Raw genomic sequence first — 22,789 nt, 5'->3', positions numbered from 1 at the left:
ATGGTCGTCGCGCGCGTGCAGGATGACACCGCAGTTGTGCTGTAACTGCGTGATCTACGCGGTGCAGCAGTGCTACAAATTCGCAGGCGGCTCAGGTGCGATGACTTCGCGCTGGGTGAACTGCGCGTCGAAGTAGTACAGCCCATCGTCACGATTGAAGTACATGCCAGGCTCGCACACGGTCTTGTCTTGGAGTGCGCGGAACTCGAAACCGTCAATGGTGAAGGCGCTATCGGAAACGATGATGTTGACCACCACGTCGGTCCCGGCTTGGATCATCGCGTAACGTCCAATCGTCATCTCAGCACCACTCAATAAAAGCGAAGCCGGGGCACCCGGTGGAACCATCCTTGCCAAACGTCGCGGCGGTGGAGCCGTTGGACACGCCGCCCCCACCGCCGCCGCCTGCACCAAAGCCATAGCCTTTACGACTGGCCGATGTCGTTTCGCCAGCACTCCGCCCGCCCGGTCCGCCGCCGCCAAACGCGCAGGAACCACCGGTGCCGGCGGGGCCATAGGGCGAAACCGCGGCGATAGATGCCGAGTCGCCGCCCGCCGGATAGCCATCTCCGCCAGCAGCGCCGCCGACCTGATTGGCGCCCGTCAGCCCGCCGCCGCCCTGGCCTCCGGCCAGGGTGATGAGGTTGCCAATGACCGTTGCGCCCCCCGCACTACCAGCGGCTCCAGATGCACCGTCTGTCCTTGAGCCTGTCCCAGCCGATCCGCCGGCACCGATGACGATGGGATGGCTGACCCCAGGCGTGACCGCAAAACGCACGCGCTGGATGGACTGGCCTGCACCTCCGCCGCCACCGCCGGTCGCGGTGTAGACCCCCGTCCCATTGGACTTCTCGGCGCGCGTTCCGCCGCCGCCGCCGCCACCACCGCCGGCACAGCCGCTGACGTAGATCGCCGTTACTCCTGCCGGAACAACAAAGGTGCCGGACGCCTCAAAGCGCGCACACCCACTGCGGCTATCGATCGCGGCTTTCAATGCGTCCGGTGTGACGGCACGTTGTGGGTCCACGCCTGCAATCGCTTCTGCTCGCGTGGCAAGTTCGACAATGCCTTCCTTCTCGGTGGTCGCGGCCGGGTTGGTGAAGTTGGCGTTGCCGAACGTGACCGAAGACACGGTAACCCCTGAAAACAGGATGTCGGCCGACATCAGCAGGTCCGAGGCGGCCGCCTTCTCCATGATGAGATCGGGCTGGGAGTAGCTACCCAGTAGCGTGCCATTTTCCAGATACAGTCCAAACCCGCGTACCTCGTAGGTCGCCCGGCTGGTGTCGTTGACGGTGACGTGGATGGTGGTGGACGACGTCGTGCCGCCAGAGATACTGGAGAGCGCCAGGTGCTGACTCGGGACGCTCTTCAGGTCTTCCGTTGCAGCGAATGCCGCCGCAGTGAAGCCGATGCTGGCCACCTTGACGGCGTTGGTGCCATTCTTCTCGGCGTTGATCAGCGCCGCGCGACCAGCGGTGGTGAGGACCAGTTGTAGTGCCATGGTTTATCCCTGAGCCGTCATCGACAGACGGCGGTAGTTGATGATGCGAATACCGCTGACCAGCGAAACGTTGCCGGTGGCTTGCAGCCCCTGCACGAAGCCGAATCCCCGCGCCGTCATCGACAGACGGCGGTAGTTGATGATGCGAATACCGCTGACCAGCGAGACGTTGCCGGTGGCTTGCAGCCCCTGCACGAATCCAAAGTGCGAGCGAACGGGTTTGGTGCGCTCGACCTCGGCGATGACCTCATCGACAAATCGAGCGCTTGCAGCTTGCCCATCGGACCCGTTGAGCGTGAGCGTCAGCTCGAAGGTGTGCGGCTGGCCCCGAGGCTGCTGCTGCCACCACTCGCGGATGGTCACTGCCCCCCCGAAAGAGGCGACCACCATGCGGACGCTGTTGGCGGTGCCCTTGCGACGCTGGATTGCCATGGCGCTGCGCAGGCGCGAGCGCTTGACCGCATCGCTCCAGTCGGCCTTCCAGTCGTCGACCGATAGCGTCCACGCCAGCCACGGCAGATGACCGGCCGGGCACGTGTCCGGGTTCCACAGGTCTGGATACGGCAGCGGGATCGCTTCCAGACGCTCGGTGACGGCGGCCAGGGCGCGCTCCATCGGCGTGGCGTTGGGCGGCAGCGGTGAATTACTCATCGATGCCGGCGTGCACGATGTCGATCGCGGTGCAGTAGGCGGCCTGCGTGCGGCTGATCCGAATGTCGGCTGCAGGCGAGTCCAGCTCGATGCGTTGCACGCCATCGGCGAACAGCTTGGCCTTGATGGCGGATTCCGGAACGTCGCGGCCGATGCGGTGCGCTTCGGCGAGATAGGCCTGAAGGCTGCGCAGTGCTTCGCGCATGACTACCGCTGAGTCAGGCCCGGCATAGGTGTAGATGCGCCCACGAATGGCGTACGGGACGATCTGAGCGCTCTGCACCGCGACTTCGTCTGTCATGGGCCGCACGTCGTCATCGGTGAGCATGGCGGCCACTTGATCGAGCAGTGCCTGCGGCGCGGTGCCATCGCCGGTGCGCGATTGCACGGTGACCAGCACTTGCCCAGGTGCGGGGCTGGTCGCGCTGGCGTCCATGACATCGGCGGCAGCACTGAGCGCGTGATAGATGTACGCGCCTTCTGGGCCGGCAACGCTGAAGCCCTCGGGCGCCAGCTGGATGCGGCGGCGGAAGTCCACGTCGGTCTCAAAGGCCGGCGCGACGCCGGCGTCGGGTTGACCGGGGTCCAGCACCAAGCGAGCGACGCCGAACAGCGCGCCGAGGTGATCGAGGTTGGTACCGGTGGCGAAGGCCAGCATGGTTTGCTGTGCCTTGTCATTAGCACGCTGGCGGATCAGCAGCTCACGGGCGGCAAACAGCTGCAGGAGCTTGTAGACCGGGTCGGCTTCCGTGAGCGCGGAGAACTCCGGCATGAGCCGACGAAACTGTGCGAATGCATCAGCGAAGATCGTCTCGAAGTCCAGAGCTTCGATCAGGTCTGGAGCTTGAAGTTTCGATAGATCGACTGCGGTGAAAGATGCCATTGCTCGGAAAGAAAGAGAGGACCTGACTAGGGTCCCCGGTTCTCGTGATCGAGCCAATTAAATTGCTTTGTAAAGCTGGTTGGTACGCGCGTGAAAAATGTAAATCCATTTTTCAGGCACGACCTTAAAGCGCCTAGCCATCACGTCTCGCGATCAGTTAACCACGTTGTTAATCTTTGGAATTACAGACATCTGAGAAGGCGGCGCCTAACTATCTGCCGGCTTTGTAAGAATCGCCCTCTGTCGCCTGGTTACCAACTGGCATGAACATCTTCGTCTGGGTCTGCGCGTTTTGAGTCATTGCCGGAGACAAACCTTGTTGCACCTATACATATCTAACTAGAGCGGCGTCTGCATGTACAGGACGTTCTCGCCCCTGGGTAGCTTGTTCGGACAGACTGCGAAAATTAAAGAGCCCGGTCGCGAAGGCAACCGGGCCTTAATGTTTATAGCCGCCTTATAAGTTCTGCCACTCTGTAGTGCTTGGAAGTCTAGCGTTTACCTTGGAGGATCCTTGCCAGGCTAATTTTTCTTTGGCTGACGGTGTGATACGAGGTGAGGCGGAACTAAGGGGTTTTGTAGATGAACTGATCGCTGAGGCAGCGCTCTCAACCTTGAAAACCGATACTGCATCACTCAGCTGGTTAGCCTGCTCCTCCATTGACCGGGCAGCAGCGGTTGCTTCTTCAACCAATGCAGCATTTTGCTGTGTGGCTTCATCCATCTGCGTAACGGTCTGATTAACCTGCTCGATACCTGCAGACTGCTCTTGGGACGCAGCAGAAATCTCACCCATGATGTTGGTGACCCGTTGCACACTTGCCACGATTTCAACCATAGTCTCGCCGGCTTTGTTCACCAGCTGTGAGCCCTCAGTTACGCGCCCCACAGAATCGTCGATGAGGTCCTTGATCTCCTTTGCCGCAATGGTAGCCCTCTGGGCAAGAGTGCGTACTTCAGTTGCAACAACAGCAAAGCCACGGCCCTGCTCCCCAGCTCTAGCAGCTTCGACGGCCGCGTTTAGCGCAAGAATGTTGGTCTGGAATGCGATGCCATCGATAACCGAGTTAATATCTCCAATCTTACGCGAGGCCACCTCGATGCCAGCCATCGTTTCAACTACCTTAGCCACTGTCTGTCTTCCTTCGGAAGCCACTTCGGCCGCACCGATTGACAACTGATTCGCTTGACGCGCGTGCTCTGCGTTTTGACGCACGGTTGATGTCAATTCCTCCATAGAGGCGGCAGTTTCCTCCAGATTGGCTGCCTGCTGTTCGGTGCGCTGGGAAAGATCCTGATTGCCTGCCGCGATTTCTCCAGCCGCAGAGTTGATCGCGGTGACTGACTGCTGAATCCGGCCAACAATGGTCGCAAGCTGACGCGCGGTCATGTTGGCGTCATCACGCAATGTGGCGAAGACACCCAGAAATTCTCCATCCATCCGTGCAGTAAGGTCGCCTTGCGCAATCGCCCCGAGAAGCTCTGACAGCTTACCGAGATTTGTATCGCTGATATGCATCATGGAATTCAGATCTTCGACCATCACTCGGAAATCATGCTGGAAGTGATCCGTATTACCCCGCGCGGCGAAGTCGCCATTTGCCGCAGATTGAGCCAATCGTTTAATTTCCGTATTGATAGCCATCAAGCTAGCTTTAGCTGCGTCCATAGATTCATGCAAGAACGCTCGCGTAGCAGGCAGGCGGCGAGCATCCCGGCGCAGATCTCCTCGCGCATACTCTTCAAGTACTGCCATGGAATCGACAATGGCATCAAGGTGCTCAAACATCATCGTATTAATGCCCCGTGCCAGCTCTCCATAGATCCCTGGAAAGGATTCAGGCATCCGGTAGCTGATGTCTTCGCCGGCGTGCTTGTGAATCATCGTCGCTGTTTGGTCAGAGTACCGCTGCAGCATCGCTACCATGTCGTCGGACGCTCTCAGCATCTGGCCAATCTCATCGCCAGTTGCATCATTGCTCTTTACGCTCAAATCTCCTCGCGCGACGGCAGTAATGGATGCAAGTGCTTGCGATAGCGGCTTCGTCAAGCTCTGCGTGATCATCCATGCCGCCAAGCCTCCAATCAGTAGACTTAAAGCGCCAAATATCCAAATCATCGCGTTGCTACGTTTGTTAGCCTGAGTTGCTTGGGCGGCCGATGTTGCAATATTACGTTTTTGCTCTGCCACGCTCTCGGAGATTGCTTTGTTCCACGCCTGCATCGCAGGTCTTGCTTTGTTTAGAGTGATGGCCACCGCGCCATCGTAATCCCCAGCCTCCAGCCGCTCGCCTATTTGTCGATTGATTGGCATCGCAATGGCACGCAGTTGCTCAATGCGGGTGCGCCGACCACGGGCAGCCGCATCCGGCGCAGGGAACTTCTCATTGTAATTCTTCCAAGTCAGCTCATAGCGCCCAACTAGCGTTTTGATCTGCGCCTGATAGGCTCCTGAACTTGCAGGATCGCGCAGAAGTGTCATTTCTCGACGCGCAACAATCATGTCGTTATTGATGTCCAGTAGCGTGGTGAGTGCCACCATCTTCGCCAAGCCGACATCCACAACGCGGTTGAGTTCTCGGCTCTGCGTTTTATTACCTTCAAGTGCCACGGTGCTAGTCAAAACGATGAGCGCAAGGAGCAGGCCAAAGCCGGTTGCTAGTCGCGCTCCGATACGGAGGCGGCGTGTAAAATTCATTACGAGATCCCAATGCAGGTAGGGGGGGGCATGACCCATAGGCCAAGAACAGTTGGTTCAGAACTCTGCCGACGCGTTATGCCTGGGCATTGATACTAGATCGGCCTACAGGCTCTAATCTTTAGAGCCTGGCGTGAAATTTTGGAGAAGCGTGGCCACAGCCAAGCACCGGAATGGTGAAGACGACAAAGTACGGTCCGGTCAGCGCTTCATGTGGTTACTCGTAGTCACCATTTAACCGCACCTGCCATTCGCGTCAGAATTTCGGCACTTTGAATGTTCGCGTTACCATCAATGATGGCCAACGCACTTCGCTCAGACTGTAATTCGTATGACTTGGCGACCTCATTGACTTAAATGACTCAAGAAGTGCTCGCGCACGATCTGCTGATCGTCAGTTGAAAAACCGAGTAGCACACGCCTCTCGTATCGCGCTTTGGGGCCATTCTTTCGCACACGTTCGGTCGTCCCGTCTTGATGCACGTGCGCAATGCGCGACACACGCCCCACAAACCCCACGCTCACAGCGTTGGGACTGGCGCTGACCTTGAAGAACTTGGCCTGCCGCAACTTGGCGAACATCTTCGCGCGTTTGACGCGCCCGGACTTCTGCCGCAGCTGCTGCTTGCGCGGTGCATAAGGTGAGCCATCGGGCGCTTGCTGCTTGCCGATGCGCTGGCTCTGCGAGCGTCTCAGTTCCGTTCCGATCTTGCGTGCCAGGCTGCGGCGTTCACCGGGCTGCAGGCGGGCCAGCAGCGGAGCGGCCCAGTTCTCCAGCGCGGTCAGCTCATCCATGTGGGATCGATCACCGGCTCGGGCGCATGGGTGATGTCATAGCCGCCGCCGTCTTTCGCGGTCACGATCACGCGTTCGGTCAGCGGCAACTTGATCGACAGATCCACGGCATCGTTGGCGAGGATGTCGGCCTCGAAAGCGATCTCACCACGGCGCGCAGGATTGGACAGCAGCTCGGACTGATTGACCTGCACCCATTCCAGCAGCGGCAGCATCACGTTGTCTGGGTGGCCGGCGTAGTCGGTCAGGATCAGGTTGAGCGTGTACTGGTACTCGAACGACAGCCCCGGCTGGAACGTGCTGACCAGGCTGCCGGCGTCGATGAATACCAGCAGCCGGTCGGCATCGCGCGCTAGGTCAGGCAAGGCCGCGACCAGATGCGCGCGCAGGCTGGCGGGCTTGATCATGGAGCCGCTGCCGGTAGATGCAGATCGATCCAGTCCTGCAGCGCGCTCAGCTGCGCGGCGGTGGCGTGGCAGCTGGTGTAGTTGTCGGCGACGGTACCGGCAATGCCAGAGAGCGTAATGCCGGCGGCCGGCGCATCAGGATCTCCGGTGGGCGGCCCGGCAGGGTTGCCCGAGGCGGCGGCGTCATGCAACCGCACAAAGCCAGCAGGGATAGCGCAAGCAGCGTCTGCTTTCTGGGTGACATAGATCGGGATCTCGCGGGTGATGGTGGCGCCGGCCTCGCGCACGATGTGCACGCGGTCGACGTACTCGACAACGACCTTTGTGGAACTCTTTGCGCTGTCGCGCTCGGCGATAGCGGCAGCTTTTGCGTCTAGAGCTTGCTTGCGTTCGCGTTGCGCGGTGTTGACGCGCTGCTCTTGCCACACGCAGCCACCAACGAGCACTGCAATCAGCGCCATCAGGATGATCAGGCGCGTGACCATCAGCTCACACCCAGGATCTGCAGGGCGCGCTGCGTGCGCGTGACACGATCGCTGTGGCCTTCGGGCAAGCGCTTGGCACGCACGTTGCCCAGATTGATCTTGCGGCCCAGGCCGAGCACATCGCCCGCATCGGCGAGCACGTTGAGGCCGTTGTCGTGCCAGTACGCCGCTGCACCCAGTGCGCTTGGCTCGATCTGCAGCAGCAGATCCGGCTGCTCTTCCACCGGCAAGCCGATCAGCTCACCGATGCGGCGGTAGTTGCCACGGAATGTGTGCTGCATCGAGCCACGGCCCCGGTAGCGGTGACCGTCGCCGCTGGCGGCGTTGCCGTTGCCCAGTCGATCGGCGTAGACGAAGTTGGCCAGGCCGACCGGGTTGCGCAGAAACTTGGGCGCTTGTGCCGGCGTGATGCGTGCGCCGAACACTTCCAGCAGCCGTGCGCTGGTGGTGTAGGTCAGCCCTTCTTCCATGCGCGACAGGCTCAGGCTTTCGTGGCCGACCTGGCCGAGCCAATGCGCGGCGCGGCGCTTGGTGGTGATGCCGAAGCGGTTGGCGGCGGCGAGCAGTGGGCCGTGCCAGCGCTGTGCACGTTGGGCCGAGCACTGCATGATCGAGGCGAGCTGGGTATCGGTGAACATCAATCGACCTTCAGGATGCGCGCCACATTGCCCTGGGCGCGGTAGGTGAGCACCGCCAGCACGATTAACGTGCCCAGGTGCCAGAGACTGACTTGCGAGCTGGCGCCGGCCAGCAGGATGTGCAGCGCCTGACCGCCGGTGCTGGCGATCAGCAACCACGCGCACCAGCCCGCGCCGCGTCGATGGCGCGCGTCGACCGGGCGGTGGTAGGTAAGCAGGCGGACGCAGATGGCGAGCGAGGCCATCAACGTCAGGACGGTGACCAGGCTATGCACTGGGCGGACCTCCACGACGTAGGAAGGAAAAGTCGAACGACTTGCTCTTTTCGATCAGGCCTAGCGTGACGGTGATCGCGCACGCCGCACTGGCGAAGGCGGCCACGCCGCTGGACTTGATGGGCAACCAGCGCAGGATTTCCGGCGCCAGCTGGTAGCCGGCGATCACGCTCACCGGGAAATAGATCAGCCGCGCCAGCAGCGGTTGCTTGGCGGCAGACACCACGAACAACGCGCCGCCGGCGAAGGCGCCGATCAGTGCATCGCCGTCGATGCCAGGCAGCACGGAGGCAAGGCCCACACCGGTGGCGATCAAAAAGCCGCTCGATACGGAGGTGGGTTCGGTCATCAGATCAGTCCCATAGCTGCACAAGCGGCGTCATCGCCGCTGTGGTGGTGGTTACCTCGGGTAACTCCACTGGCGTGCCATGCGGCAGCACGGCGCCCAGTTCGGCCAGGCCGGGATTGAGGAGGTAGGTGCGCTCGACCAGGCCGGCCGTGCTGCCCAGGTGGCGCCAGCACAGCAGGTCGACGGTGTCGCCTTGCATGGCGTGCACGCGCATCAGATGAGCTCTACCGTGCTGCGCGGCAGGTTCTGCAGGTCACGCACGGCCCAGCGCTGGTCGCGGCGCAGCTCGGTGATGCTCGGTGACAGGTCATCGGCGCGCTGGTTGGCGCTGTCGGTCGCGTCGAAGCTGCGATAACGCTCTGCCACCTCGACAGCGGTGGCACACGCGACGGCGCGTAGGTACAGCTGTACGCGGCGCGAGAGGCCATCGACAGTGGTGCTGGGCACATCGGTCAACGCGGCGTAGCCGGCCGCCTGCTGCGTCTGCGCCCAGGTCTGCAACTCATCGTTGACCGCGAGCATCGCGGCCACGATGGCGTGGCGCAGGCGCGCATCGGTGACGGTGCCATCCAGTCGCATGCTCGCGCGCACGGCACCCGGTGCGATCGCCGGCCAGAACGGCGCATTGGCGATCGCATCAAGCGTGGCGCTGGTGGTGCCGGTGGCAGTGAATCCGCTCATGGATGGCTCGGAATAGATCGCCGGTGGTCGGGGCGTCACCGCAGCGATGGAGTGCTGTGGATCAGCCCCGAGCCGGCGAGGGTTGCGGGGACGCTCGGTTATGCGTTGGTGCCCGCAGGCTCAACGCTGAATTTCTTCAAGAGCCGCTCGGCGCGCTCGAGATCCTTCTTGCCGCCGCAGCTGCCATGCAGTGCGATGGCGCGCTGCAGGTCGGAGACAGCGGCAGCGGCGATGGGCTGCGCCTGGTCGGCAGGCGTCTCATCGGTGATGCCCGCAAGCGTTGCGCGGGCCAGTGCCAGGTGCAGCTTGGCGCGCACCTCATCAGGCATGTCCTGCTCTGCAGTCAGCGCGGCGGTGTCGGCCAGGACGGCCTCATCGAAGCTCTGACCGGTCTTCTGCGCTGACAACGCCGCCTCGGCAATTTCCTCAGCAAGCACGCAGCCCACCGTGCGGGAGAAGCGGTCAGGCATCTGCAGGCAGTGCTTGAGCACGTAGGCACCTAGCTCCAGCGCGCCGGCATAGTCGCCGGCATCAATGCGCCACACCATGCACGTCATCACGATCTCGTCCTGCGCGCCCTGGCCGCCGGCCAGCACGCCGGCCAGATACGGCACGTAGGTCGGCAGCAGCTGCACCTTGAGCGCCGCCTTGCCTTGGGTGGACTGGATCTGCTTCAGCCGCAGGCGATCGCTCTGCAGCTGCGCCATATGCTGCTCGTAGGCCGTTGCACCGGCCATCAGCTGGTGCGGAGCGCGCTGCGCCGCTTCCAGCTCGGCCAGCACGCGGCTGTGGTGACGCTTGGCGGGACTGTCGGCCATGGTTTAGGCCTCGATCTCGATGTGCTCGACCACGCAGCCCAGGCCGTAGTCCTCGACCACGTAGGCATCGTTGGAGGACTCGTAGTTCTCGATGCGATCGCGTGCGGGCACTTCCTGGATGTAACGGCGACGGCCGCCGGTCTGGTAGTAGATCGACAGGTTCGCCAGCGAGGTGACCATCAACGCGCCGTCCGGCAGGTACGGCACCTCGGCCACCTGCAGGCCGCCGACGCGGCGCTGGCTCAAGATCAGATCGGTGGCGATCTTCTCGCTCGCCGCCTGGTCCTTGTTGACCATCGGAAAATACTTGTCGTGCATCAGGTCGCGGCCGAGCACCACCACCAGGCTCGGATCCTTGCGATGCCAAGGGTCGAGCAAGTTGCTCACCACATCGAACACCAGCGCGTCGAGGTTGCGGTAGTCCGCGCCATCGCCTGCGCCGATGACCATCTTGCCCGCCGTCTTGCCGCTGGCCAGCACGCGCTGGGCTGCATTGGTGCGGTAATGCTGCAGCCAGCCGATGTTGACGTCTTCCAGCAAGGGGAACGCGGCGCGGTCGGTGTCGGCAGCGGCATGGGTGCCGTTGAAGCCGATCTGCAGACGGTCCAGCGCCTGGCGCTTGACGATGGCATCGCGGAGGCGCGCCTGGAAGTCCGGGAATTTGGCCCAGGCATCGAGCAGCGCATACGGAATGGCGGTGTCGAAGTCGGTCTTCTTGGCGACGTACTCGTTCTTGTCGAGCGCGGCGACGTTGCGCGGGGTGCGGGTCTTGCCGGCGCCGGTGTCGGTGCGGCTGGCGATGCTGCCGGTGACGCCAATGCCCACCTTCTGGCCGGACAGTTCGTCCACCGGGATGATGTTGATCTTGGACAGGAACTCGCTGGATTCCTGCATGCGCGTTTCCAGCTTCTGCTGCACGGTCGGATCGACGGCGAAGGAATGGAAGGCGGAGGTGATGCCATTGAGCTTGGCGATCTGCTCGGCGAACTGGTTGAACTGCAGACGGGTGGCGTTTTGCATGGTGGCTCCGAAGGTGGGGCGCTGGCGGCGTGTTTGGTGTGGTGTGGGATCAGCAGTCGGTCAGCACGGCTGCGCCGCCGCCAGTGACCACCGGGCGTGCGGGCTGTGTAGGGTCCGGCTGTTGCGACAGCGACTCGCGCAGCTGCGCCAGGTCGTTTGCCAGCTGTTCGTGCTTGGTCTTCTGCTCGGCGTGCTCGGCCTGCAGGCGGTTGAAGCGTTCGTCCTGGCCGCGCACGTGTTCGGCGATCTCTTCGACGCCTTCGCCAAGCTCTGCGAACTGCTCGGCGGTGATGCTGGTGGCGTCCTCGCTCCTGAGCGCGGTGCGGATCCGGCTGAGCAGATTGGCGACCGGGCCTTCGCTGACTTCACTAAATTCCAGCGCGGTTTCCTCGGCGACGGTGAACAGGTTGCCCGGTGACTGCTTGCGATCGGCCAGCGGATTGGCGTCCGGGTTCTGGCTGGCGAAGCTGAGCATGGAGGTGCCCAGGCTGGCCGGCGAATCGGTCACGGCCAGGCCGACCAGATACGCCTTGCCGGTGTTGGCGAACTTTTCTTGCACCTCGATGCTGGTGTAGAGCTTCTGCTTGGACTTGTTGATGGTGATCAGGTCGGCAGTCGGCTCGATCTGGGCGAACAGCGCCAGACGCTTGTTGCCGTCAATTTCGACCTCTTCGGCTTTGACGGCGGTGACATCGCCATACGCACGGAACGGCGAGTCCGGCAGCAGACTGCGCATGTGCTCGATCCAGATGCGGGCGTTGTAGGTCTCGCGGTTGTAGGTGGCGGCCATGTCGTCGATCCAGCTGCGCTGAATCGTGCGGCCATCGGTGGTGGCGCCTTCGACGGCCACACGGAACCAGTTGGAACGGAACTTCTTGGTCTTGCCCGACATGGGTGCCCTCTGCGCTGGATGCATTTGCGATGACCCATGGTCAAACGCGACGCATAGCGCAGCAACGCAATCACCGTGTAAATCAGGCGATTACGCGTCGTTCAACTGTCCGGATTAAGAGGTGGGCCGCACCCTGGTCGGCATGCAAAGCGTTGCCACCCAGCTCCCGATGGACACCCGCAGACAGGCCAAGTTCCTGTACTGGATGGGATGGCGCGTGACCGAAATTGCGCAGGCCATTGGCGAGAACGAGAAGACTGTACACAGCTGGAAGTCGCGTGACGAGTGGGATCGCGCAGACAACGTTGAGCGCATCGGTGGTGCGCTCGAAGCGCGCTTGGTCGTGCTGATCATGAAGCCGGAAAAGTCCGGCGGCGACTTCAAAGAAATCGATCTGCTGCATCGGCAGCTGGAGCGCCAGGCGCGCATCCAGCGCTACCAGGGCGGCGGCAACGAAACCGACCTGAATCCGGCTGTGGCGAACCGCAACGCAGCGCCCAAGAAGAAGCCCAAGCGCAACGACTTCAGCGAGGAGCAGATCGAGCAGCTGACCACAGCGTTCGTCGACGGCTGCTTCGACTATCAGCGTGACTGGTATAGGGCCGGTAACGAGCGCACCCGCATCATCCTCAAGTCGCGCCAGATCGGTGCCACGTACTACTTCGCCCGCGAGGCGCTGATCGATGCGCTCACCACCGGGCGCAATCAGATCTTCCTCAGCGCGTCCAAAGCGCAGGCGCACCTGTTCCGCGGCTACATGCAGCAGTTCGTGCGCGAGACGATCGACGAGACGCTCTCCGGCGGCGACAGCATCGTGTTCCCCAACGGCGCCGAGCTGTTCTTCCTGGGCACCAATGCACGCACCGCCCAGGGCTACCACGGCAATTTCTACTTCGACGAATTCTTCTGGACCTACGGGTTCAACGAGTTGAACAAGGTCGCCAGCGGCATGGCGATGCACATGAAGTGGCGCAAGACCTACTTCAGCACGCCATCGAGCATGGCCCACGAGGCCTACACGTTCTGGACCGGCGAGCGCCGCAACAAGGGCAAGCCGGCCGCGCAGCGGATCCAGATCGATGTCTCGCACGATGCGCTGGCCGGCGGTCGCCGCTGCCAGGACCGCGCGTGGCGGCAGATCGTCAACATCCTCGATGCCCAGCGCCGTGGTTGCGACCTGTTCGACATCGACGAGCTGCGCGAGGAATACAGCCCCGACGCTTTCGCCAACCTGTTGATGTGCGACTTCGTCGACGACGGCGCCAGCATTTTCCCGCTGGCGATGCTGCAGCCGTGCATGGTCGACAGCTGGGTCGAATGGGGCCAGGACTACAAACCGTTCGCCGCGCGCCCCTACGGCGATCGCGCGGTGTGGGTCGGTTACGACCCGGCCGAGACCGGCGACACCGCCGGCCTGGTCGTGCTGGCGCCACCGCAGCAGCCTGGCGGCAAGTTCCGGCTGCTGGAGCGCATCCAGTTCCGGGGCATGGATTTTGCCAAGCAAGCCGCCGAGATCGAGCGCATCACGTGCCGCTACTGGGTGACCTACATCGGCATCGACACCACTGGCATGGGCAGCGGCGTAGCGCAGCTGGTGAAGCAGTTCTTCCCGAATTTGGTCACCTTCAGCTACTCGCCCGAGGTCAAGACGCGCCTGGTGCTCAAGGCGTTCGATGTGATCCACAACGGACGGCTGGAGTTCGATGCTGGCTGGACCGACGTGGCCCAGTCGTTGATGGCCATCCGCAAGACCATGACGGCCAGCGGCCGGCAATCCACCTTCACCGCTGGCCGCTCGGAAGAGACCGGCCACGCGGACCTGGCGTGGGCACTGTTCCACGCGCTGCAGAACGAACCGCTGGAAGGGCGCACCGCGCGCAACTCCGGCTTCATGGAGATCTCTTGATGTTGACCGACCAGCTGCCCGCCACCGCGCTTGCAGCGCCAGCCGTGCCCGCACGCACCGAGGCGTTCACCTTTGGTGACCCGACGCCGGTGCTCGATGGGCGCGGCGTGCTGGACTATCTGGAGTGCTGGCAGAACGGGCGCTGGTATGAGCCACCGGTGGCGCTGGATGGCCTTTCCAAGACCACGCGCAGCAATCCGTTCCTGCAGTCCGGACTGATCTTCAAGCGCAACATGCTGGCGCGTACCTTCAAGCCGCATCGGCTGCTGACCCGCGAGGCCTTCGAGCAGCTGTCGCTGGACTGGATCACGCTGGGCAATGGCTACGTTGAGCGGCGCCGCAACCGCATGGGCGGTGCGCTGTCGCTGGCGGCGCCGTTGTCCAAGTACATGCGGCGCGGCATCACCGAGGGCGAGTACTTCCAAGTGCGCACTTGGCACGACGAGCACGTGTTCGAGCCGGGCAGCGTGTTCCAGCTGCGCGAAGCCGATGTCGATCAAGAACTCTACGGCCTGCCTGAGTGGATGCCGGCGATGCAGTCGGCGCTACTCAACGAGTCGGCCACGCTGTTCCGCCGCAAGTACTACAACAACGGCTCGCATGCCGGCTTCATCCTTTATCTGACCGACCCTCAGCAGAGCCAGGAAGACGTCGACGCGCTGCGCAATGCCATGAAGGGCGCCAAGGGGCCGGGCAACTTCCGCAATCTGTTCCTGTACTCGCCAGGCGGCAACAAGGACGGCCTGAAGCTGATCCCGGTCAGCGAAGTGGCGGCCAAGGATGAGTTCAGCGGTATCAAGGGCATCACCCGCGACGACATGCTGGCCGCGCTGCGCATCCCTCCGCAACTCATGGGCATCGTGCCGCAGAACGCAGGCGGCTTCGGCTCGATCCGCGAGGCCGCTGCCGTCTGGGCCGCGAACGAGCTGGAACCGCTGCAGGCGCGCATGTTGAAGATCAACGACTGGGTGGGTGATGAGGTCATCGCCTTCACCCCCTACGCGCCGCCAGCGGCCGCGTAATCCTTTCCCACCGCAAGACCACGCAATGCTCAAGAACCTCCGTTGTGGCGAATGCGCCCGCCTGCTGTGCAAGGCCGGCGCATTCGATGAAATCCAGATTAAGTGCCCGCGTTGCGGCACGCTCAATCACCTGAAGGCCGAGAGCCTCACCTCCGATCGCCGCGAGCGAATCCAAGAAGGCTCTCACCATGAAAAACCAGCTCCTGCAGGGCGACGCCCTGACCATCCTGCCCACGCTCGAAGCGAATTCGTTCGACGCGCTGATCACTGATCCGCCTTACGCGAGTGGCGGCCTGACCGCCGCTGCCCGGGCCCGGCCGCCGTCGACAAAGTATTGCCGGGATGGTGGGCATGCCGACTTCGTTGGCGACGAGCGCGACCAGCGCTCGCACCTGAAATGGATGCACCTGTGGTTATCCGAATGCGCGCGGGTGCTCAAGGATGGCGCCCCAGTGCTGCTGTTCACCGACTGGCGTCAGCTGCCGCTGACCACTGACGCGCTGCAGATCGCCGGCTTCACCTGGCGCGGCATCACCGTCTGGGACAAGACCGAAGGCGTGCGACCGCAGTTGGGGCGCTTCCGCAACCAGGCCGAATACATCGTGTGGGGCAGCAAGGGCAACATGCCGCTGGATCGTCGTGCGCCGGTGCTGCCTGGGGTCATCCGTGAGTCGGTGCGCAAGGCCGACAAGCATCACCTGACCGGCAAGCCGACCGAGTTGATGCGGCAATTGGTGAGGATCTGCGAGTCGGGCGGTCGCTTGCTCGACCCGTTTGCTGGTTCGGGAACCACGTTACTCGCAGCCGAGCTCGAAGGCTTCGCGGCAACGGGCATCGAGCTCACTGCACAGTATGCAGACATTGCACGAAATCGCCTTGCCACATAGGACAGGATAGTAAGTAAAAAAAGAGGCCTTGCGGCCTCTTTTTTACAGTTTTACGGCTAGCTTTTTTACCCTCTTCTTCGGGGCTTCTTCGGCCACCTCGGATTCTGATTTTTCTGCAAGTGCTTGCTGGCGTAAAGCTTGGATCCTTTGGGGATCTAGCCCAAAGGCGTGCTCAAGAATGAAGTCGACTTTGCCAGTCTCAAATTTGATGTCGACATCGGATGCCTCAATTGTCATGCCCGGCAGCATGGCGCTTCCGTAAGGCGCACGTGCACTTACCATCGCAAGTATTTCGCGCGCGCTCGCGTACAGAATTCTTGCGATGTTGACGGCCACAATTTCAGGGTTTAGAGCTTTGTAGGCTTCTCGACACCGTTCGATGTCGATACGAAAGCTTGTCAAAACCTGTATCGAGACCACGTAGGGTTGGGTCTCGTCGTTTTGCTCAATCGAAAGGGACGCCATGTGGGACAAATCTGAGTCGTACAGTACCTGCGCTCGCACAGACACAGGCAGCGGTGCATCTAGCATTTCCTCTGACACGCCCGGTACGGCGCGAATGCTCACCACAGGGTACTGAGGAGTATCAAGCTGCAAGGGGCTGAGCTTCATCGTTCGCTGCTAGTTTCGTGAATACGTCGGAAATTGCGTCGGAAGCGCTTGTGTAATTTTCGAGCGAATGGTCACTCAACCATGCGACGTGGCGCCGTGGCACTGAGCGCAACTCAGGATTTTGCGTCAAGCTGCGAAGTGTGAACACGTCCCTCTGCCTTGGGCCTGAATTGATAGCTTCCGAGGCAGCTTTTCTCATCAACTTGAAATAGATTTCCCCTTCATCATCGATCGGGGCGAGGGTAAACATACCTTCACCCACACTGATGCTGAGATCTATGCTGCCACGTAGTGCCTTCACGTATTGAAACAGCGTCGAGATCAAAAAATCTCCGCGACCTTCAAATTTTGAGACTGCTGCCTGAGACTTGCCAAGCAGACCGGCAATCTCCTTCTGCGTGAGATTCGCATTGGCTCGCAGTGCGGCCAGGGGCAGATTCTGAATCGCTTCATGAAATGCCTGCTCTACGTCGGCACTTCCCTTCAAACCTCTGCTCGACAGGAACTCATCGAGGTTCATGGTGGTCATGGTGGTTTTCTTCCCCTTGTCTTCTTGGCAGCGGTCTTCTTGACCGATGTAGCGGCCGCTGCGGTCCTCTCTAGATGGGCATCGAACAGATCTTCCGCAATAGGAATGAGATCTACGTAAAAGCGGTCAACACCATAGGCAAGCTTGTCGCCACCGAGCAGCAAAACCGCGCTGCGTTTGCGGTCGAAAGCGAAGAGGATTCGGAACTGCTTGTCTCCACACTGAACACGAAGCTCCTTCAAGTTCTTGTGGCGTGAGCCCTTCAATAGGTCTACGTGCGGTCGACCCAGCGTAGGCCCATGCGCTTCGAGCATTCGCATAGCCCCTGCGACCCGCACTTGTTCATCTGGCGCCAGCTCGTCGAAGAATTCTTGAGCTTGCTCCAACAGCTCAACAATCCATGTCATGAGTATAACTCTGACGTTATCTGGCTACAACGGGTTGTTTGTGCAGAAGTCAAGCGTTCCCCCCGATTGTTCAGTTCCTTCCCAATCCATAGTAGCGGGCTCAGAACCCTACGGCGATAGCAGGCATAACGCGGGACGACGACGCCTAGCGCTTGGGTCGACCTAGCCGCCTCGGCTGGGCGCGCGCAATCGTCGCCCCGCCACGCCTGCGGGCTTCGTGCACGGTTCTCGCTGCACCCCCGCAGGGTGGGCCTAGACCGCGCTGCTGTTACCGATCCGTACGATTCAAGGGGACCTCTCTTCCCTGCAGATCCCTGCGCGCCTAGGGCGCTTTGCGGGTGGGTACGGCTGCTTTCCTCAGCTTGACCGCCGGGCGCATTTCGGCAACTGACCATCGGAACGAGGTAATCGGTAATCCGAGACCTGAAAAAGGGCATAAGTAACTGATTTAAATAGAAAATTATAGATTACCTTTTGGGGTGATTTAAGGTAATTGTCCTCCCATAAAAAAGTTATGCCTTTGAATTTTAAGGATATTTTTTGGGAGCTTGATTACCTCCCTAAAAGGTAATCCCGTTACCTCTAGATTACCCTTTAATTACCTTTGATATTTTTATGTAAGTGTTTGATAAATATATGGATTTGTGAATTTATGAGGACGGATTACCTAAATTACCTTCTCCCGATGGTCATCCCGAAAATTGCCTATTAGGGGCCTGGAACGGGGCTCCGGCCACCGCACTTGCCTATACGCTTGAGCACACGCGCATCGACCGCCCATCTCTCGCGGATGGCCAGGCCTGCACGTTGCCGTAGAAATTGGAACCAGTCCGAGCCGCCTGAGTCAGGCCTGCCGGCGCGCGATCAGCACGTGGCGCGCGGAAGATCTGCCAGTGAGGTAGTGAAGCGTCCCGACAAGAGCTCTTGCCGCGAGGCCCATGCTGGAGAGTTCTGCCACCCGCTTGCACCGAGGCCGGCCGTATCCCGCCCGAAGCGTCGGTTGATAGCGTCCAAGGCGCTCATCAGCTTCTCGTCGCCGATGCGAGCCGGAGTGAATAGGTCGCCCTTCAGGTCTTCAGGCTTGGCTAGATCCATCAGGCACACGCCGGCCTTTTTGTAGGCGAAGCCTTCTCGCATGAAGCCCTGGAACAGCCGGCGTACAGTCGTGAGCACGATGCGGCTGTCAGAGGTGGCGGAGGCGAGTGGGGCGGTGCGTGATGGGTTGTGCTGCGGTACGCCCGGCTTGAACGAGTCCGTTTCGGCAAAGATGCCAATCGCGCTCGACGTCAATCCGCGAGCGCGCAGCTTCTCGGTGGCACGCATGGCGAAGGTGGCCAGCGCCTCTGACATATCTTGCGGGTCGCTTACCCATGTTCCAAACGATCGGCTGACCATGATTTGCTGCCGGTCTGGCTCGACCTCTTCAAGCTCGAGGCAGGCGTGACCCTGCAGCTCGCGCTGCGTGCGCGCCATCACCACTCCGAACTCCGCGAGCAGGTCGTCTGCAGCTGCATCCCGCAGATCCGCTGCCGTATACACACCGCGTGCCTGCAGCCTGGCGCTCCAGCGCCTACCAACGCCCCAGAGGTCGCCAACTGACGTGGCCCGCAGCACGGCATCGAGCTCGCTTGCACTGAGCGCTGCCAAGTCACAGATGCCGGCCAGATCGGCCGGGTAGCTGCCCGGTTTGCGCGCCGCATCCTTGGCGACCCGGTTGGCCAACTTGGCCAGGGTCTTCGTCGGCGCGATGCCGATGCAGTTCGGGATGCCAGTCCACTGGTGAACGCGCTCGCGTAGGTCGACCGCGAGCTGCCGGCGATCGCGGATCCCGGTCAGGTCGAGGAACGACTCGTCAATGGAGTACACCTCCACACGTGGCGCGGCTTGGCGAAGGATCACGCCGATGCGCGAGGCGATGTCGCCGTACAGACCGAAGTTTGCGGAGCGCAACGCCAGCCCCCGGCGGATCTGCGTGGGCACCTTGTGGATGGGCTGTCCCATCGTCACGCCTAGCGCCTTGGCCTCGTCCGATCGAGCAATGGCGCAGCCATCGTTGTTGCTCAGCACGACCAACGGCCTGCCGCGCAGCTCGGGCTGGAACACCCGCTCGCAACTGGCGTAGAAGTTGTTGCCGTCGATCAACGCGAACATCAGCGGCCAGCGCGGGAATGAGCGCGCGTGACCTGGCGGACCAAGCCTACGACCGCGAACACCTCGACCTCTGTGCCTGGCGCCAGGACAATCGGCGTGCAGTGTGGGCTGCGGCTGTGGAGCTCGACGTGGTCGACCGCGACTTGAAGAATCTTGCAGACCGGCTGATTACCATCCCAGATGGCGAGCACCATGTCGCCATTGATCGGACTCACTGAGCGGTCAACGACCAGGATGTCCCCGTCGCAAACGCCGGCCAGGATCATGCTCCAGCCCTCGGCCCGATACAGAAACGTAGCCGGCGGATTGCGGATCAGCACCCGGTTCAGATCGAGCTCGTCGTCTTGGAAGTCCTCGGCGGGCGAGGGGAAGCCGAGCTGTATCCGGATTGCGCTTAGTGGCAGATCGAGTGGTACTGGATCGTGATTGACTCGCCCGAGTAATTGGGCATATGTATGGGGCGGGGGAAGGGCAGGCATGGCGCGAATTTTGGATCCAACCAGTCTCAGTGTTCGAGATTTAGGTGGCTTCCGCTTGAGCTGACCGCATTAACCCGCATCACAAGAGATCACTAGTCTCCAAGCCAGATTTTCTGGCGCTGAAATTTATCGAATACTCCCGCGTCAAAGAAGTTGGCGCTAACAATGTCCGCTACCGGAAAAACTTTATAAGAAGGTAGCGTTGTCACGGGATTCTCAGAAGAGAAAATTTCGGTGTAGTCATCCGTGAATTGAACGCGCAAATCATCTTTGTCTCGGTAACCGCTTGATACCACTTCAAAGCTGAGATGAGACATGCTTGACTGCTGAAGGCTAGGGGAGTGCTGCAAAAAGCCTACGTATACTTTCCTATCCTTCATAGTCACCATCAATGGTGCAGGCACTGCAAGATTGTTAGTTTCGTCATAGATAGTGAAGATTCTCCAGGACTTGCGCGCCTGAATTTTACGTTTAACGGGTAGCCCAATTAAAGGCACGCTGGCAAAGAGCCGGAGAGGAAGTTCTACCGGTAGTGAGCGGAATATCGCATCTTCAGAAGGCACGCTGCCCGTGAAGCTTGCATAGAGTAACGCTTCTAAATGCGTGAGAGATCCTCGGCCATATAACCAAAGGCCTGCCTCAGCTTTTGGCCAGGCGCGATTTATCCAAACAACTAATACGACACCAAAAGCTAGCGAAAGTACTGCTGTGCCGATGCCCTCGTAGTTTACAAAGCGATGGAGGAATTCATAAAGCCAATGTCCCCAATCCGTACTTGCTACCGCCAAGGTAAAAACGCGTGCGGATATAGCCAGTAAAGCGCCAGCAAAAGCCGACGCAAAAAGCAATTGCTCCTTTGACTGGCGTGAACTCCAGTAAACAAAGCAATGAGCATAAGTAATTAAAAGATACCCCCCGAGCAAGGGCAGGATGAGCTGGTTAAACGGCATGGCATCCTGCCCTGTAAAGCTCAGTGGTTATTTTTTAGGCTTGGCCGGTATCTGGAGGTTGGCGGCGCCATGAATTTTTTGTAAGACCTTCTGACCTTCGGAACTCATTAAGAAGCTCCGTACGTCCACAGTCACGCCAGCGCGGCTGAACTTGCCATAGGTTGCTGAGCTCAGCTCCCTTGTTGTCAGTGTCTTAGCCATTGTGAACCCTCAGCGTAGAAACGGTAGTGTGCACGTTCTGGACCAAAAAGTCCCCAGCTTATTGGCTCCAGGGCGTGGCCCGATTTGCTTCACAAATCGGGCCACGCCCTGGAGCCGTAAGCTCAGGCAACATCATCATAACGCTAGACTAGCTAATAAAAAGCGTGAGTACAAGCCCACACAAAGACGTGGACGCAAAGGCGTGACCCGGGGAGGGAGGGGGCTCCTATTCAGCTTTCTCTGGTCGGACCTCTTCCAGCGCTCTGCTGAGTGGGCTAGCGAACTTGACTAGAGCCGGACAAGCATTTGGAAGTGCAGTGGTTGCATGGCAGCGCAGTCCAGAAATATGAGGGAGGCGCCCGGACCTCCTTGAAAATGTACAAGTCTCTATGGGCGCTCTCGTTCCACCACGAGGAACGGCCTTAGTCCATGGGCTGTCTGCAGGAAAAATGCCGAGCCCACCCCTGGGCTGCAAGCGCTTACTCCGGCGCCAACGGGAAAATTCATGGCGATAACTCTTTGATAATTAAGGTCAATGGGCCTGACTCATAATCCTTTGGTTCCAGGTTCGAATCCTGGTGGGCCCACCAATGAAATGCAGGCACTTGGACGCGCGTCCAAGTGCCTTTTTTGTGGCTCAGGAAACTATCGGGAAACGTCTTCTTCTTCTTCGCTGATCGCGTAGTCGGCGTCTTCTGGATAAGCGATTGCGTGTGCGGTATTCATCGTGCTGCTCTGCTGTGATGCGCTTGCTTGCGCAGCCAGGTGAGGACATCAACGGCCGGGTCCTCATGCATGCAGACATGCAGCCGGCCCAGCACCACGCTTTGCGCATCGCCGCCCGGCAAGACGTCATCAACGCCCGTGGCTTCGCAGGCGATCAGGACCGGCGGAAGATCAGGTTGCGCGTGGGAATGCAGCATGGCCAGCACATAGCCCTGCATCATTTCGAAGCTGAGGGTGACGCCTGTGCAGACGCGGAACTGTTTGCTCATGCTCATCGCCGCACCTGCGCATACAAGGCATCGACGGCAGCGATCGCTGCAGCAGCGTCGGCAATCGTGAGGGTGTGGATGGCTTTGCGTGCATCTGCGAGGTGCGCCATCAGGCTTAGCCACGTGGCATGGCTGCATGTGAGAGTGTTGGCGATCAGACCCACATGCTGGGGCATCTGCCGCGCCGCAGACGCGGGCGCTACTTGGGTGTTGTAAGACATGCTGGACTCCTTTTGTGTTTTGGAATCCGCCATGCCGAGACCAATCGGGGTGGCGGACAGTGCGCGGTTGGTCTGCCGGCCAAAAGGAACCGGTGGGCCTTGCGGCCCCCGCGCACCGCCCGCCATAAAGCTGGCCGGCATGCACCCGCGACGATGCGGGCGATGAAAAAGCGCCGTGCATCGATCGATGGGCGCTGGTGCGCCTTTTGATTCGGGAGACCAATCCCGGTCGCCGAATATGCGGCGACGTTGGAATACTCGCTCCGCCGCTTGGAGCGTGTCAACGGGGAAAATCCGCAACGCTGCGGCAATAGTGTCGAAGAACCACGTCTC

Annotated in this window: 26 protein-coding genes and 2 pseudogenes; 4 read left to right on the top strand and 24 right to left on the bottom strand. The window is 60.7% G+C overall.

From position 1 onward, the window contains the following. Positions 1-72: 72 nt before the first annotated feature. The 16 genes and pseudogenes from XarjCFBP7645_RS05130 to XarjCFBP7645_RS05055 form a co-directional block, all read right to left on the bottom strand. Positions 73-300 (bottom strand): hypothetical protein, encoded by a 228-nt coding sequence (locus tag XarjCFBP7645_RS05130; RefSeq protein ID WP_181126180.1) that lies wholly within the window; start codon positions 298-300, stop codon positions 73-75. A gap of 1 nt (position 301) precedes the next feature. Then, positions 302-1,504 (bottom strand): phage tail protein, encoded by a 1,203-nt coding sequence (locus XarjCFBP7645_RS05125; RefSeq protein ID WP_104536446.1) that lies wholly within the window; start codon positions 1,502-1,504, stop codon positions 302-304. Between the two features lie 108 nt (positions 1,505-1,612). After that, positions 1,613-2,155 (bottom strand): annotated as a pseudogene (locus tag XarjCFBP7645_RS05120) (phage tail protein I); the annotation flags it as partial. Beyond that, positions 2,148-3,038, bottom strand: a complete 891-nt coding sequence (locus tag XarjCFBP7645_RS05115; protein WP_016904173.1) for a baseplate assembly protein — start codon at positions 3,036-3,038, stop codon at positions 2,148-2,150. The gene XarjCFBP7645_RS05115 and the pseudogene XarjCFBP7645_RS05120, both read right to left, overlap by 8 nt. A 457-nt stretch (positions 3,039-3,495) precedes the next feature. After that, positions 3,496-5,100, bottom strand: a pseudogene (locus XarjCFBP7645_RS05110) (methyl-accepting chemotaxis protein); the annotation flags it as partial. A gap of 981 nt (positions 5,101-6,081) precedes the next feature. Continuing rightward, positions 6,082-6,531, bottom strand: coding sequence for a phage virion morphogenesis protein (locus XarjCFBP7645_RS05105; protein ID WP_047127456.1), 450 nt, complete (start codon positions 6,529-6,531; stop codon positions 6,082-6,084). After that, positions 6,519-6,938: a phage tail protein gene (locus tag XarjCFBP7645_RS05100; RefSeq protein WP_047127455.1), complete on the bottom strand. Its 420-nt coding sequence runs from the start codon at positions 6,936-6,938 to the stop codon at positions 6,519-6,521. Before XarjCFBP7645_RS05100 ends, XarjCFBP7645_RS05105 begins: the two co-directional genes overlap by 13 nt. Next, entirely contained in the window at positions 6,935-7,423 is a 489-nt protein-coding gene (locus XarjCFBP7645_RS05095) for a hypothetical protein (RefSeq protein ID WP_047127454.1), read from the bottom strand. Before XarjCFBP7645_RS05095 ends, XarjCFBP7645_RS05100 begins: the two co-directional genes overlap by 4 nt. Next, complete coding sequence (locus tag XarjCFBP7645_RS05090) at positions 7,423-8,061, bottom strand: glycoside hydrolase family 19 protein (RefSeq protein WP_047127453.1); 639 nt, start codon at positions 8,059-8,061, stop codon at positions 7,423-7,425. Before XarjCFBP7645_RS05090 ends, XarjCFBP7645_RS05095 begins: the two co-directional genes overlap by 1 nt. After that, on the bottom strand, positions 8,061-8,336 hold the full coding sequence (locus XarjCFBP7645_RS05085; RefSeq protein WP_047127452.1) for a phage holin family protein: 276 nt from the start codon (positions 8,334-8,336) through the stop codon (positions 8,061-8,063). The genes XarjCFBP7645_RS05090 and XarjCFBP7645_RS05085 overlap by 1 nt, the downstream gene beginning before the upstream one ends. Further along, positions 8,329-8,685: a phage holin family protein gene (locus XarjCFBP7645_RS05080; RefSeq protein ID WP_005929454.1), complete on the bottom strand. Its 357-nt coding sequence runs from the start codon at positions 8,683-8,685 to the stop codon at positions 8,329-8,331. The genes XarjCFBP7645_RS05085 and XarjCFBP7645_RS05080 overlap by 8 nt, the downstream gene beginning before the upstream one ends. A gap of 4 nt (positions 8,686-8,689) precedes the next feature. Next, positions 8,690-8,899 carry a tail protein X gene (locus XarjCFBP7645_RS05075; RefSeq protein ID WP_005917735.1) on the bottom strand — a complete coding sequence of 70 codons (210 nt, stop codon included), beginning with the start codon at positions 8,897-8,899 and terminating at the stop codon, positions 8,690-8,692. After that, positions 8,899-9,366, bottom strand: a complete 468-nt coding sequence (locus tag XarjCFBP7645_RS05070) for a head completion/stabilization protein (protein WP_047127451.1) — start codon at positions 9,364-9,366, stop codon at positions 8,899-8,901. Before XarjCFBP7645_RS05070 ends, XarjCFBP7645_RS05075 begins: the two co-directional genes overlap by 1 nt. 98 nt (positions 9,367-9,464) lie before the next feature. After that, positions 9,465-10,184, bottom strand: a complete 720-nt coding sequence (gpM, locus tag XarjCFBP7645_RS05065) for a phage terminase small subunit (protein WP_047127450.1) — start codon at positions 10,182-10,184, stop codon at positions 9,465-9,467. Positions 10,185-10,187: 3 nt separating this feature from the next. Beyond that, positions 10,188-11,204 (bottom strand): phage major capsid protein, P2 family, encoded by a 1,017-nt coding sequence (locus tag XarjCFBP7645_RS05060; RefSeq protein ID WP_047127449.1) that lies wholly within the window; start codon positions 11,202-11,204, stop codon positions 10,188-10,190. Positions 11,205-11,253: 49 nt separating this feature from the next. Further along, positions 11,254-12,096, bottom strand: coding sequence for a GPO family capsid scaffolding protein (locus tag XarjCFBP7645_RS05055; RefSeq protein WP_047127448.1), 843 nt, complete (start codon positions 12,094-12,096; stop codon positions 11,254-11,256). Between the two features lie 142 nt (positions 12,097-12,238). On the opposite strand from XarjCFBP7645_RS05055, the gene XarjCFBP7645_RS05050 reads away from it, so the two are divergent. The 4 genes from XarjCFBP7645_RS05050 to XarjCFBP7645_RS05035 are packed head-to-tail and all read left to right on the top strand — an operon-like array spanning position 12,239 to position 15,911. Beyond that, complete coding sequence (locus tag XarjCFBP7645_RS05050) at positions 12,239-14,002, top strand: terminase ATPase subunit family protein (protein ID WP_181126224.1); 1,764 nt, start codon at positions 12,239-12,241, stop codon at positions 14,000-14,002. After that, positions 14,002-15,024, top strand: a complete 1,023-nt coding sequence (locus XarjCFBP7645_RS05045) for a phage portal protein (protein WP_047127446.1) — start codon at positions 14,002-14,004, stop codon at positions 15,022-15,024. Before XarjCFBP7645_RS05050 ends, XarjCFBP7645_RS05045 begins: the two co-directional genes overlap by 1 nt. Beyond that, positions 14,978-15,295: a Com family DNA-binding transcriptional regulator gene (locus XarjCFBP7645_RS05040; RefSeq protein ID WP_306291541.1), complete on the top strand. Its 318-nt coding sequence runs from the start codon at positions 14,978-14,980 to the stop codon at positions 15,293-15,295. Before XarjCFBP7645_RS05045 ends, XarjCFBP7645_RS05040 begins: the two co-directional genes overlap by 47 nt. Continuing rightward, on the top strand, positions 15,213-15,911 hold the full coding sequence (locus tag XarjCFBP7645_RS05035; protein WP_047127445.1) for a DNA-methyltransferase: 699 nt from the start codon (positions 15,213-15,215) through the stop codon (positions 15,909-15,911). The genes XarjCFBP7645_RS05040 and XarjCFBP7645_RS05035 overlap by 83 nt, the downstream gene beginning before the upstream one ends. Positions 15,912-15,953: 42 nt before the next feature. On the opposite strand, the gene XarjCFBP7645_RS05030 is transcribed toward XarjCFBP7645_RS05035, so the two are convergent. The 8 genes from XarjCFBP7645_RS05030 to XarjCFBP7645_RS05000 all read right to left on the bottom strand — a co-directional run bounded on the left by XarjCFBP7645_RS05030 (position 15,954) and on the right by XarjCFBP7645_RS05000 (position 22,456). Continuing rightward, positions 15,954-16,523 carry a hypothetical protein gene (locus XarjCFBP7645_RS05030; RefSeq protein WP_047127444.1) on the bottom strand — a complete coding sequence of 190 codons (570 nt, stop codon included), beginning with the start codon at positions 16,521-16,523 and terminating at the stop codon, positions 15,954-15,956. Next, complete coding sequence (locus XarjCFBP7645_RS05025; protein ID WP_052767879.1) at positions 16,498-17,052, bottom strand: helix-turn-helix transcriptional regulator; 555 nt, start codon at positions 17,050-17,052, stop codon at positions 16,498-16,500. The genes XarjCFBP7645_RS05030 and XarjCFBP7645_RS05025 overlap by 26 nt, the downstream gene beginning before the upstream one ends. Continuing rightward, positions 17,049-17,459, bottom strand: coding sequence for a type II toxin-antitoxin system RelE/ParE family toxin (locus XarjCFBP7645_RS05020; protein WP_080960036.1), 411 nt, complete (start codon positions 17,457-17,459; stop codon positions 17,049-17,051). Before XarjCFBP7645_RS05020 ends, XarjCFBP7645_RS05025 begins: the two co-directional genes overlap by 4 nt. An 864-nt stretch (positions 17,460-18,323) precedes the next feature. Further along, a complete protein-coding gene (locus tag XarjCFBP7645_RS05015) occupies positions 18,324-19,610 on the bottom strand; it encodes a Y-family DNA polymerase (protein WP_047127442.1) in 1,287 nt (428 codons plus the stop codon). Next, the gene (locus XarjCFBP7645_RS05010) at positions 19,610-20,089 is read right to left on the bottom strand and encodes a LexA family protein (protein ID WP_080960035.1); all 480 of its coding nucleotides are present in this window, start codon (positions 20,087-20,089) and stop codon (positions 19,610-19,612) included. Before XarjCFBP7645_RS05010 ends, XarjCFBP7645_RS05015 begins: the two co-directional genes overlap by 1 nt. A gap of 92 nt (positions 20,090-20,181) precedes the next feature. Further along, complete coding sequence (locus XarjCFBP7645_RS21310; RefSeq protein WP_146096270.1) at positions 20,182-21,039, bottom strand: hypothetical protein; 858 nt, start codon at positions 21,037-21,039, stop codon at positions 20,182-20,184. A 923-nt stretch (positions 21,040-21,962) separates the two neighbouring features. Then, a complete protein-coding gene (locus XarjCFBP7645_RS05005) occupies positions 21,963-22,241 on the bottom strand; it encodes a hypothetical protein (protein ID WP_181126179.1) in 279 nt (92 codons plus the stop codon). Then, complete coding sequence (locus XarjCFBP7645_RS05000; protein ID WP_104536755.1) at positions 22,238-22,456, bottom strand: hypothetical protein; 219 nt, start codon at positions 22,454-22,456, stop codon at positions 22,238-22,240. The genes XarjCFBP7645_RS05005 and XarjCFBP7645_RS05000 overlap by 4 nt, the downstream gene beginning before the upstream one ends. Between the last annotated feature and the right edge of the window lie 333 nt (positions 22,457-22,789).

Source organism: Xanthomonas arboricola (genome assembly GCF_002940665.1).
In the GTDB taxonomy this organism is placed as follows: Bacteria; Pseudomonadota; Gammaproteobacteria; order Xanthomonadales; family Xanthomonadaceae; genus Xanthomonas; species Xanthomonas arboricola_B.
The sequence above is the reverse complement of the archived record's forward strand: the minus strand, read 5'-3'. Positions and strand labels throughout refer to the sequence as shown.

What these genes read in the sequence shown, in the direction of transcription:
- XarjCFBP7645_RS05025 (WP_052767879.1), bottom strand. Translation starts at nt 17,052, where the DNA reads ATGACCACCATGAACCTCGATGAGTTCCTGTCGAGCAGAGGTTTGAAG.
- XarjCFBP7645_RS05060 (WP_047127449.1), bottom strand. Translation starts at nt 11,204, where the DNA reads ATGCAAAACGCCACCCGTCTGCAGTTCAACCAGTTCGCCGAGCAGATC.
- XarjCFBP7645_RS05080 (WP_005929454.1), bottom strand. Translation starts at nt 8,685, where the DNA reads ATGACCGAACCCACCTCCGTATCGAGCGGCTTTTTGATCGCCACCGGT.
- XarjCFBP7645_RS05000 (WP_104536755.1), bottom strand. Translation starts at nt 22,456, where the DNA reads ATGTCTTACAACACCCAAGTAGCGCCCGCGTCTGCGGCGCGGCAGATG.
- XarjCFBP7645_RS05045 (WP_047127446.1), top strand. Translation starts at nt 14,002, where the DNA reads ATGTTGACCGACCAGCTGCCCGCCACCGCGCTTGCAGCGCCAGCCGTG.
- XarjCFBP7645_RS05130 (WP_181126180.1), bottom strand. Translation starts at nt 300, where the DNA reads ATGACGATTGGACGTTACGCGATGATCCAAGCCGGGACCGACGTGGTG.
- XarjCFBP7645_RS05090 (WP_047127453.1), bottom strand. Translation starts at nt 8,061, where the DNA reads ATGTTCACCGATACCCAGCTCGCCTCGATCATGCAGTGCTCGGCCCAA.
- XarjCFBP7645_RS05035 (WP_047127445.1), top strand. Translation starts at nt 15,213, where the DNA reads ATGAAAAACCAGCTCCTGCAGGGCGACGCCCTGACCATCCTGCCCACG.
- XarjCFBP7645_RS05075 (WP_005917735.1), bottom strand. Translation starts at nt 8,899, where the DNA reads ATGCGCGTGCACGCCATGCAAGGCGACACCGTCGACCTGCTGTGCTGG.
- XarjCFBP7645_RS05095 (WP_047127454.1), bottom strand. Translation starts at nt 7,423, where the DNA reads ATGGTCACGCGCCTGATCATCCTGATGGCGCTGATTGCAGTGCTCGTT.
- XarjCFBP7645_RS05015 (WP_047127442.1), bottom strand. Translation starts at nt 19,610, where the DNA reads ATGTTCGCGTTGATCGACGGCAACAACTTCTACGCCAGTTGCGAGCGG.
- XarjCFBP7645_RS05125 (WP_104536446.1), bottom strand. Translation starts at nt 1,504, where the DNA reads ATGGCACTACAACTGGTCCTCACCACCGCTGGTCGCGCGGCGCTGATC.
- XarjCFBP7645_RS05105 (WP_047127456.1), bottom strand. Translation starts at nt 6,531, where the DNA reads ATGGATGAGCTGACCGCGCTGGAGAACTGGGCCGCTCCGCTGCTGGCC.
- XarjCFBP7645_RS05040 (WP_306291541.1), top strand. Translation starts at nt 14,978, where the DNA reads ATGAGGTCATCGCCTTCACCCCCTACGCGCCGCCAGCGGCCGCGTAAT.
- XarjCFBP7645_RS21310 (WP_146096270.1), bottom strand. Translation starts at nt 21,039, where the DNA reads ATGCCGTTTAACCAGCTCATCCTGCCCTTGCTCGGGGGGTATCTTTTA.
- gpM (WP_047127450.1), bottom strand. Translation starts at nt 10,184, where the DNA reads ATGGCCGACAGTCCCGCCAAGCGTCACCACAGCCGCGTGCTGGCCGAG.
- XarjCFBP7645_RS05115 (WP_016904173.1), bottom strand. Translation starts at nt 3,038, where the DNA reads ATGGCATCTTTCACCGCAGTCGATCTATCGAAACTTCAAGCTCCAGAC.
- XarjCFBP7645_RS05010 (WP_080960035.1), bottom strand. Translation starts at nt 20,089, where the DNA reads ATGCCTGCCCTTCCCCCGCCCCATACATATGCCCAATTACTCGGGCGA.
- XarjCFBP7645_RS05070 (WP_047127451.1), bottom strand. Translation starts at nt 9,366, where the DNA reads ATGAGCGGATTCACTGCCACCGGCACCACCAGCGCCACGCTTGATGCG.
- XarjCFBP7645_RS05055 (WP_047127448.1), bottom strand. Translation starts at nt 12,096, where the DNA reads ATGTCGGGCAAGACCAAGAAGTTCCGTTCCAACTGGTTCCGTGTGGCC.
- XarjCFBP7645_RS05020 (WP_080960036.1), bottom strand. Translation starts at nt 17,459, where the DNA reads ATGACATGGATTGTTGAGCTGTTGGAGCAAGCTCAAGAATTCTTCGAC.
- XarjCFBP7645_RS05005 (WP_181126179.1), bottom strand. Translation starts at nt 22,241, where the DNA reads ATGAGCATGAGCAAACAGTTCCGCGTCTGCACAGGCGTCACCCTCAGC.
- XarjCFBP7645_RS05050 (WP_181126224.1), top strand. Translation starts at nt 12,239, where the DNA reads ATGCAAAGCGTTGCCACCCAGCTCCCGATGGACACCCGCAGACAGGCC.
- XarjCFBP7645_RS05030 (WP_047127444.1), bottom strand. Translation starts at nt 16,523, where the DNA reads ATGAAGCTCAGCCCCTTGCAGCTTGATACTCCTCAGTACCCTGTGGTG.
- XarjCFBP7645_RS05100 (WP_047127455.1), bottom strand. Translation starts at nt 6,938, where the DNA reads ATGATCAAGCCCGCCAGCCTGCGCGCGCATCTGGTCGCGGCCTTGCCT.